The organism is Thauera phenylacetica B4P (genome assembly GCF_000310225.1).
GTDB classification, from domain to species: Bacteria; Pseudomonadota; Gammaproteobacteria; order Burkholderiales; family Rhodocyclaceae; genus Thauera; species Thauera phenylacetica.
Genome location: NZ_AMXF01000180.1, coordinates 1 through 8,624 on the forward strand (window position 1 = coordinate 1; position 8,624 = coordinate 8,624).

Genomic DNA, 8,624 nt, shown 5'->3' on the forward strand with positions numbered 1-8,624 from the left:
GGGAGAGCGCGGAGGGCTGAGTCGGGAGGCGCAAGCGGCGCACAGCGGGGCCGCGCGAGCGGCCCGCAGCGGCGCGCGGACGCGCCGCTCAGAGCGGCGCTTCGATGCGCTCGACGCCGCCCATGTAGGGCACCAGCGCCTTCGGGATCACGATCGAGCCGTCCGCCTGCTGGTGGTTCTCCAGCACCGCGACCAGGGTGCGGCCCACGGCGAGGCCGGAGCCGTTGAGCGTGTGCACCAGCTCGTTCTTGCCCTGCGCGTTCTTGAAGCGGGCCTGCATGCGGCGCGCCTGGAAGGACTCGCAGTTCGAGCAGCTGGAGATCTCGCGGTAGGTGTTCTGCGCCGGCAGCCACACCTCGAGGTCGTAGGTCTTCGCCGCCGAGAAGCCCATGTCGCCGGTGCACAGCGTGATCACCCGGTAGGGCAGCTCGAGCTTCTGCAGGATGGCCTCGGCGTGGCCCACCATCTGCTCGAGCGCCTCGCGGCTCGTGGAGGGCTCAACGATCTGCACCATCTCGACCTTGTCGAACTGGTGCTGGCGGATCATGCCGCGCACGTCGCGCCCGCCGCTGCCCGCCTCCGAGCGGAAGCAGGGGCTGTGCGCGGTGAGGCGGATCGGCAGGGACTCGAGCGCGAGCACCTCCTCGCGCACGCTGTTGGTGAGGGTGATCTCGGCGGTCGGGATCAGGTATTGCTCGAGCCCCTCCTCGTCGCCGCCGCGCAGCACCCAGAACAGGTCTTCCTTGAACTTGGGCAGCTGGCCGGTGCCGTAGAGCGCCGAGCCATTGACGATGTAGGGCGTGTAGCACTCGGTATAGCCGTGCTCGCGGGTGTGGGTGTCGAGCATGAACTGGGCGAGCGCGCGGTGCAGGCGGGCCACCGGGCCGCGCAGGAAGGCGAAACGCGAGCCCGACAGGCGCGCCCCGGTCTCGAAGTCGAGGCCGAGCGGCGCACCGAGGTCCACGTGGTCGCGGACCTCGAAGTCGTAGGCGCGCGGCGTACCCCAGCGCCGCAGCTCGACGTTGCCGCCCTCGTCCGCACCGGCCGGGACGTCGTCCTGGGGCAGGTTGGGGAGCGTGGCGAGGAAGGCGTTCATGCGCTCGAGCAGCGTCGGCAGAGCCTGCTCGCAGGCCTTGAGCTCGTCGCCGAGCTGGGCAACCTCGGCCATCACCGCCGAAGCGTCCTCGCCCTTGCCCTTGAGCATGCCGATCTGCTTGGAGAGCGTGTTGCGGCGGGCCTGCAGCTCCTGGGTACGGGTCTGCAACTGCTTGCGCTCGTCCTCGAGGGCCTGGAAGGCCGCGGTGTCGAGCTGCAGCCCGCGCGTGGCGAGGCGAGCGGCGACGTGGTCGAGCTGGGTGCGGAGAAGCTGGATATCGAGCATCGGAAACCTTCCTGAAAAACCATCGGCAAAAATTGATGCGGATTCTCGGAAAACCATCGCAGGCGACTGATTACACGGCGCTGTTGCACCGCACGACCGCGCGCGTCGCAAAATCGGCTTTCTTAATCAATGACTTGTTCTGCGTTTTGAATTTCTATCGAACTTGTAAAACGAGGCCGGTCCACTATCCTTGAATTGACAACAAAGCCGCATCAGACGGCCCGGACCTGGAGGAAACGGCATGCTATCCATTCGCGACTGCCTGGACTACTGCGATCTCACCGACGAGGAGGTGTTGTTGATTGCCGAGCACGAGGACATCCCGGACGCCGCCGCCGCGCAGCTGTGCTGCGGGCTCGTGCAGACGCCCGAGGGGGTCATGGCGCTCACTCACTACATGCTCGATCTCATCGAGCGTGCCAACGCCTGCGGAGACGTGCGCAAGGCCAAGCTGGCGGCTTCGGTCTGCGAGCGCTTCATGAGGGATCATCCCCTGCCGCACTGATTCTCTCCTCGCCCGGCGTACCTTTGCTCGCCGGGACTTCGCGCGAGGCCTGCCCCCCGGTGGGGGGCTGCCTCGCGTATTGTTTTCCGCCCTCCGTCGCCTTGCGGTCGAGCTCGCGCAGCCAGGCGAGCTTCTGGCCGATCTTGCCCTCGAGCCCGCGCGGCGTGGGCTGGTACCAGCCGGGCGGCTGCATGCCCTCGGGGAGGTAGTTCTCGCCCGCGGCGTAGGCCTCGGGCTCGTCGTGCGCGTAGCGGTAGGCCTTGCCGTAGTCGAGCGCCTTCATCAGCTTGGTGGGCGCGTTGCGCAGGTGCAGCGGCACCGGGCGCGAGCCGTCGCGGGCGACGAAGGCACGCGCGGCGTTGTAGGCCTTGTAGGCGGCGTTGGACTTGGCCGCGCAGGCCATGAAGATCGTCGCCTGCGCGAGCGCGAGCTCGCCCTCGGGCGAGCCGAGGCGCTCGTAGGTGTGGCAGGCGTTGAGCGCGATCTCGAGCGCGCGCGGATCGGCCAGGCCGATGTCCTCCACCGCCATGCGGATCAGCCGTCGGCCGAGGTAGAGCGGATCGGCGCCGCCGTCGAGCATGCGGCACAGCCAGTACAGCGAGGCATCGGGGTCCGAGCCGCGCACCGACTTGTGCAGCGCGGAGATCTGGTCGTAGAAGGCCTCGCCGCCCTTGTCGAAGCGGCGCAAGTTGCGCGACAGCGCCTGATCGACGAAGGCGGCGCTCACAGGATCGACCTTGGCGGTCTCGGCGGCCACCTGCACCTGCTCGATCAGGTTCATCAGCCGGCGCGCGTCGCCGTCGGCGAAGCCGATCAGGCGCTCGCGCGCGTCCTCGTCGACGCCGAGCGTCGGGCAGGCGATCGCGTGCGCGCGCTCGAACAGGCGCAGCATGGCTTCGTGGTCGAGCGACTCCAGCACATACACCGCGGCGCGCGACAGCAGCGCCGAGTTGACCTCGAACGAAGGGTTCTCGGTGGTGGCGCCGATGAAAGTGACGAGGCCCTGCTCGACGTAGGGCAGGAAGGCGTCCTGCTGCGCCTTGTTGAAGCGGTGCACCTCATCGACGAAGAGGATGGTGTGGCGACCACGCGCCTTGGCGGCCTGGGCCTGCTGGATCGCCTCGCGGATCTCCTTGACCCCGGAGAACACCGCGGACAGGGCGACGAACTCGGCATCGAAACCGCGCGCCATCAGCCGCGCCAGCGTGGTCTTGCCCACGCCGGGCGGCCCCCACAGGATCATCGAGTGCGGCCGGCGCGACTCGAAGGCCAGGCGCAGCGGCTTGCCCGGCCCGAGCAGGTGGGCCTGGCCGGCGACCTCGTCGAGGGTCTGCGGCCGCATGCGCTCGGCGAGCGGCACCTGCGGCGGCTCGAGGGCGTCGAACAGGTCGGTCATGCGAAGCGCTCTTGCGGACGGCTCATGGACGCGGCGATGGCGAGCAGGGCTGCGTGCACGCTCAGCGCGCGCCGGGCAGCTCGCCGATCACGTCGGCGCCCGCGGGCGGCTCGAAGCGGAAGCGGTCCTCGGCGAGCGCGGGGTTGGCACGCAGGCGGGTGAAGCGGATCACCGTGGTCTGGCCGAAGTGGTCGCGCATCTCCATGCGCCGCAGCTGGCCGTCGGCCAGGCCGATGCGCAGCGACTCGAAGCCGCTCTCGGTCTGCCTGGGGCGCGCCTCGGCCCAGGCCAGGCCGTCCCGCTCGCCGGCGTCGGCGAGCTCGAAGTTGTCGTCGAGCGCGCCGCTGCCGAACAGGATCGCCGCCGGCGTGGCGCCGAGCGCCTCGCCCATCGCGCGCACGGTCACCTGGTTGAGGTCGGGATCCCAGGACCACAGGGTCTTGCCGTCCCCCACCAGCACCTGGCGATAGGGGCGGTCGTACTCCCAGTGGAAACGCCCCGGGCGGGCATAGGCGAAGCTGCCCGAAGCCTCCTGCGGGCGGCGTCCGGACTGCGCGGTGACCACCTGCTCGAACTCGCCCTCGGCGCTGCGTGCCCCGGCGACGAAGTCGCGCAGCTGCTGCACGCCGCCCGCCGCCGCCGCGCCGAGCGCCACCAGCGCCAGCGCGACGCCCACCGCGCCGCGCAGTAGCGCGGCCGGTCGTGTACGGAACTGCATCATTCGCTCTCCTTGGCCGGGACGATCACTTCACGGTTGCCGTTGCTGCCCATCGGCGACACCAGCCCGGCGCGCTCCATCTGCTCGATCAGGCGCGCGGCGCGGTTGTAGCCGATGCGCAGGTGGCGCTGCACCAGCGAGATCGACGGCCGCCGGGTCTTGATGACGACCTCCACCGCCTGGTCGTAGAGCGCGTCGGACTCGCCGTCGTCGCCCTCCCCGCCGCCGCCGAGCGCGGCGTCGACATCGTCCTCGGCCGCGGACAGGATGCCCTCGACGTAGTCGGGCGGGCCGATCTTCTTGAGGTGGTCGACCACCTTGTGAACCTCGTCGTCGGCGACGAAGGCGCCGTGCACCCGCACCGGCAGCCCGGTGCCCGGCGCGAGGTAGAGCATGTCGCCCATGCCGAGCAGGGTCTCGGCGCCCATCTGGTCGAGGATGGTGCGCGAGTCGATCTTGCTCGATACTTGGAAGGCGATCCGGGTCGGCACGTTGGCCTTGATCAGGCCGGTGATCACGTCCACCGAGGGGCGCTGGGTGGCGAGGATGAGGTGGATGCCGGCGGCGCGCGCCTTTTGCGCCAGGCGGGCGATCAGCTCCTCGACCTTCTTGCCCACCACCATCATCATGTCGGCGAGCTCGTCGACCACCACCACGATGTAGGGCAAGGGCTCGAGCGGCTCGGGGTTCTCCGGGCTGATCGAGAACGGGTTGGTGAGCGGGTGCTCGGCCTTGCGCGCCTCCTGCACAGCCTTGTTGAAGCCGGCGAGGTTGCGCACGCCCACCGCCGCCATCAGCTTGTAGCGCTTGTCCATCTCGGCCACGCACCAGTTGAGCGCGTTGGCGGCGTGCTTCATGTCGGTGACGACCGGCGCGAGCAGGTGCGGGATGCCCTCGTAGATCGACAGCTCGAGCATCTTCGGGTCGACCATGATGAGGCGCACGCGCTCGGGCTCGCTCTTGTAGATCAGCGACAGGATCATCGCGTTGATGCCCACCGACTTGCCCGACCCGGTGGTGCCGGCCACCAGCAGGTGCGGCATCTTGGCAAGATCCGCCACCACCGGCTGGCCGCCGATGTCCTTGCCGAGCACCACGGTTAGCGGCGAGTGCGCGTCCTGGTACACCTTGGAGCCGACGATCTCGGACAGACGCACCATCTGCCGCTTCGGGTTGGGCAGCTCGAAGGCCATGCACGACTTTCCGGGCACGGTCTCGACCACGCGGATCGACACCAGCGACAGCGCGCGCGCGAGGTCCTTGGCGAGGTTAACCACCTGGCTGCCCTTGACGCCCGTGGCGGGCTCCACTTCGTAGCGCGTGATGACCGGGCCGGGATAGGCGGCGAGCACCTTGACCTCGACGCCGAAGTCGGCGAGCTTGGTCTCGATCAGGCGCGAGGTGAACTCGAGCGACTCCGGCGAGGGCGGCTCCACGCCGCCGCTGGCCGGGTCGAGCAGCGCCACCGGCGGAATCACGCCCTCGGCCGCGTCATGGAACAGGGTCTGCTGGCGCTCCTTCTCCACGCGCTCGGACTTGGGCACGGCGACGACCGCCGGCTCGATCCGCAGCGGGGCAGGCTCGGCCTTCTCGACCTTCTTGCGCCGGGTCTGCACGACCTCCTCGCGCTTGTGCGCGACCTCGCGACCGACGCGGCGGTCCTGCCAGCGCAGCCAGGCCTGCTGCACGCCGAGCACCGCGTGCTCGATGGCGAGGCCGACGCGCTCCATCAGCGCCAGCCAGGACACCCCGGTGAACAGCGACAAGCCGGTGGCCAGCAGGGCCAGCAGGAGCAGCGTGCCGCCGGTGAAACCGAAGCTGCGCCGCACGAACTGGGCGAGCTCCATGCCGATCAGCCCGCCGGGCTCGAGCGGCACCGGCGCGCCGTGGGAATGGAAGCGCAGGAATTCGAGCGCGCTGCTGGTGATCAGCACGACGAAGAAGCCGATCATCACGAAGATGAAGGAGCGGTGGTCGAGCTCGAGGCGGTTCTTGAGACGGCGGAAGCCCCACAGCAGGCTGTAGCCGAGGAAGACCACCCACCACCACGAGGAGATGCCGAAGAGGTAGAGCAGGAGGTCGGCCAGCCAGGCGCCGAAGCGTCCGCCCGGGTTGGCCACGCGGGCGACGTCGGAGGCGTGCGACCAGCCGGGATCGGTCTCGCTGTAGCCGACGAGGATCATGCCGACGTAGAGCGAGACCACGCCGAGGATCAGCCAGCGGGCTTCCTGCAGCAGCAGCGAGATCTTTTCTGGTAGCGGCTGGGAACGGGAGGACGAACGGGACAGCATTGCGTTGCGGCCGCGGGGAGAGTGGAACGACTCCCGATTATACGGGATCGATCCCCGCCTCGCCGTCGCGCTTGCGCATGCTCACAAACGGCGCGCAGGCCCCCTCGCGCTCACACGTCGCTCACACATCGTTGAGGCGCTCGCGCAGCAGGATGCCGTCGGGCCCTTCCTCGATGAGGCCCTGCTGGCCGAGGTCCTTCATGACCCGGCTGACCATCTCGCGCGAGGCGCCGATCATCTTGGCGATGTCCTGCTTGGAGATGCGCCGCACCACCACCGACTGCCCGCCGACGTCCTCGGCCATCTCGATCAGCAGCCGCGCGACACGACCGTAGACGTCCATCAGCGCGAGGCTCTCGATCTTGCGGTCGGCGTTGCGCAGGCGCTCGGCGAGGTTGCACATGATGCGCCAGGACACGTCGAAGCTCTCCTGCATGATGCGGCGGAAGTCCTGCTTGGAGATCAGCACCAGGTCGGCCGGCACCACGGCGATCACCGAGGCCGAGCGCGGACGCTCGTCGAACATGCCCATCTCGCCGAAGAGCTCGCCCTGGCCGAGGATGGACAGGATCACCTCGCGGCCGTCCTCGTCGCTCACCACCACCTTGAGGCTGCCGGTGAGCACGAGATAGACGTAGTCGGGACGGTCGCCCGCGCACACCACCGACTGCCCGCGCGGGAAGCGACGCATCATCGACACGCGCGCGATACTGGCCAGCGACTCGTCGGACAGGCCATGGAACAGCGGGAAGGTCTTCAGGGCGACGACGGAAACGGCGGTGGCTTGGGTCATGCGCGCTCCAGGCACGGGGAGTGGAACAGTGGAAACATGCACTTTCAAGTTTATACGATCGCCCGCCGCTCATTCTCGATTTCGTGACGGAATTCACACAGCCGGCATCCCGCGGGGATTGAGGGCACCGCCCCCTCCCCTGCCGCAACCACGCTGCCCGCCCGGCCCCGGGCGCGCGCAGCCAACCGCGGCCGCCCCCTCCGCTATAATCGCGGCCTCGCAATCCACCCGCAGGGACCGCACTCCATGACCACCAAACACGCCCGCCTGTTGATCCTCGGCTCCGGCCCCGCCGGCTACACCGCCGCCGTGTATGCCGCGCGCGCCAACCTGAACCCGGTGCTGATCACCGGCCTCGCCCAGGGCGGCCAGCTGATGACCACCACCGAGGTGGACAACTGGCCGGCCGACGCCGACGGCGTGATGGGCCCGGACCTGATGGCGCGCTTCCAGAAGCACGCAGAGCGCTTCAACACCGAGATGATCTTCGACCACATCCACACCGTGAAGCTGGGCGAGAAGCCCTTCCGCCTGGTCGGCGACAGCGGCGAATACACCTGCGACGCGCTGATCATCTCCACCGGCGCCACCGCCAAGTACCTCGGCCTGCCCTCCGAGGAGAAGTTCGCCGGGCGCGGCGTCTCGGCCTGCGCGACCTGCGACGGCTTTTTCTACCGCAACCAGGAGGTCGCGGTGATCGGCGGCGGCAACACGGCGGTCGAAGAGGCGCTCTACCTCGCCAACATCGCGAAGAAGGTCACGCTGGTCCATCGTCGCGAGAAATTCCGCGCCGAGAAGATCATGATCGACAAGCTGATGGAGAAGGTCGCCGCCGGCAAGATCGAGCTCGCGCTCAACGCCACCCTCGACGAAGTCCTCGGCGACAACACCGGCGTCACCGGGATGCGCATCAAGGACGTGAACAACGGCGCCAGCCGCGACGTCGCCCTGCAGGGCGTGTTCATCGCCATCGGCCACAAGCCCAACACGGACATCTTCGAAGGCCAGCTCGAGATGGAAGGCGGCTACATCGTCACCCAGGGCGGGCGCAACGGCAATGCCACGCAGACCAGCATCCCGGGCGTGTTCGCCGCGGGCGACGTGCAGGACCACATCTACCGCCAGGCGGTGACTTCGGCCGGCACCGGCTGCATGGCCGCGCTCGACGCCGAGCGCTACCTCGACGCCCTCGGCGGCTGAGCAGGCCGATGAGCCGCCGCTCTTCCGCATCGCGCCCGTCCGGCACCCTGCAGGGGCGCGACGCGCAGGGCGGGGCGCCGAAGCCCGCCTCGCCCTTCTCGAGGCTGCGCAAGCAGTTGCAGCCCGCACAGCCGGCCCCCGCGCCGGCGACCTCCGCGCCGAGACGGATCCGCCACCCGCTCGAGGAAGACCGCGACAAGGCGGGGGCGGAAGCCGCGGCCGACGCCGCAGCGCCCGATGCGGAGGCGCTCGAGCTCTTCCGGCGCAGCGTCGGGGCGGTGCGCCCGGTGCGTGGCGCGGACCGCGTCGAGATCGACCGCCCCCGCCCTGCCCCGCTGCC

General features: G+C 69.4%; 7 protein-coding genes and 1 pseudogene. 3 read left to right on the top strand and 5 right to left on the bottom strand.

Going from position 1 to position 8,624, the window contains the following annotated elements; all coding sequences use genetic code 11:
• Positions 1-88: 88 nt before the first annotated feature.
• Positions 89-1,381, bottom strand: coding sequence for a serine--tRNA ligase (gene serS / locus C667_RS17310; protein ID WP_004371822.1), 1,293 nt, complete (start codon positions 1,379-1,381; stop codon positions 89-91).
• A gap of 241 nt (positions 1,382-1,622) precedes the next feature.
• Between serS and C667_RS17315 the strand changes: the two genes are divergently transcribed.
• Positions 1,623-1,886: a hypothetical protein gene (locus tag C667_RS17315; RefSeq protein ID WP_004371825.1), complete on the top strand. Its 264-nt coding sequence runs from the start codon at positions 1,623-1,625 to the stop codon at positions 1,884-1,886.
• Here C667_RS17315 and C667_RS17320 read toward each other — a convergent pair.
• The 4 genes from C667_RS17320 to C667_RS17335 all read right to left on the bottom strand — a co-directional run bounded on the left by C667_RS17320 (position 1,858) and on the right by C667_RS17335 (position 7,084).
• Positions 1,858-3,282, bottom strand: coding sequence for a replication-associated recombination protein A (locus C667_RS17320; RefSeq protein ID WP_004371826.1), 1,425 nt, complete (start codon positions 3,280-3,282; stop codon positions 1,858-1,860). The genes C667_RS17315 and C667_RS17320 overlap by 29 nt on opposite strands.
• A gap of 61 nt (positions 3,283-3,343) precedes the next feature.
• The gene (gene lolA, locus C667_RS17325) at positions 3,344-4,003 is read right to left on the bottom strand and encodes an outer membrane lipoprotein periplasmic chaperone LolA (RefSeq protein ID WP_157302383.1); all 660 of its coding nucleotides are present in this window, start codon (positions 4,001-4,003) and stop codon (positions 3,344-3,346) included.
• Positions 4,000-6,291 carry a DNA translocase FtsK gene (locus tag C667_RS17330; protein ID WP_004371831.1) on the bottom strand — a complete coding sequence of 764 codons (2,292 nt, stop codon included), beginning with the start codon at positions 6,289-6,291 and terminating at the stop codon, positions 4,000-4,002. The genes lolA and C667_RS17330 overlap by 4 nt, the downstream gene beginning before the upstream one ends.
• A 121-nt stretch (positions 6,292-6,412) precedes the next feature.
• Positions 6,413-7,084: a Crp/Fnr family transcriptional regulator gene (locus tag C667_RS17335; RefSeq protein WP_004371833.1), complete on the bottom strand. Its 672-nt coding sequence runs from the start codon at positions 7,082-7,084 to the stop codon at positions 6,413-6,415.
• Between the two features lie 246 nt (positions 7,085-7,330).
• Here C667_RS17335 and trxB point away from each other — a divergent pair, with 246 nt between their 5' ends.
• The gene (gene trxB, locus C667_RS17340; RefSeq protein WP_004371836.1) at positions 7,331-8,284 is read left to right on the top strand and encodes a thioredoxin-disulfide reductase; all 954 of its coding nucleotides are present in this window, start codon (positions 7,331-7,333) and stop codon (positions 8,282-8,284) included.
• 8 nt (positions 8,285-8,292) lie between these two features.
• Positions 8,293-8,624, top strand: a pseudogene (locus tag C667_RS17345) (Smr/MutS family protein); the annotation flags it as partial.

Excerpts from the sequence above, each read along its gene's own strand:
- serS (WP_004371822.1), bottom strand. The coding sequence starts at position 1,381 with ATGCTCGATATCCAGCTTCTCCGCACCCAGCTCGACCACGTCGCCGCT.
- C667_RS17315 (WP_004371825.1), top strand. The coding sequence starts at position 1,623 with ATGCTATCCATTCGCGACTGCCTGGACTACTGCGATCTCACCGACGAG.
- C667_RS17320 (WP_004371826.1), bottom strand. The coding sequence starts at position 3,282 with ATGACCGACCTGTTCGACGCCCTCGAGCCGCCGCAGGTGCCGCTCGCC.
- lolA (WP_157302383.1), bottom strand. The coding sequence starts at position 4,003 with ATGATGCAGTTCCGTACACGACCGGCCGCGCTACTGCGCGGCGCGGTG.
- C667_RS17330 (WP_004371831.1), bottom strand. The coding sequence starts at position 6,291 with ATGCTGTCCCGTTCGTCCTCCCGTTCCCAGCCGCTACCAGAAAAGATC.
- C667_RS17335 (WP_004371833.1), bottom strand. The coding sequence starts at position 7,084 with ATGACCCAAGCCACCGCCGTTTCCGTCGTCGCCCTGAAGACCTTCCCG.
- trxB (WP_004371836.1), top strand. The coding sequence starts at position 7,331 with ATGACCACCAAACACGCCCGCCTGTTGATCCTCGGCTCCGGCCCCGCC.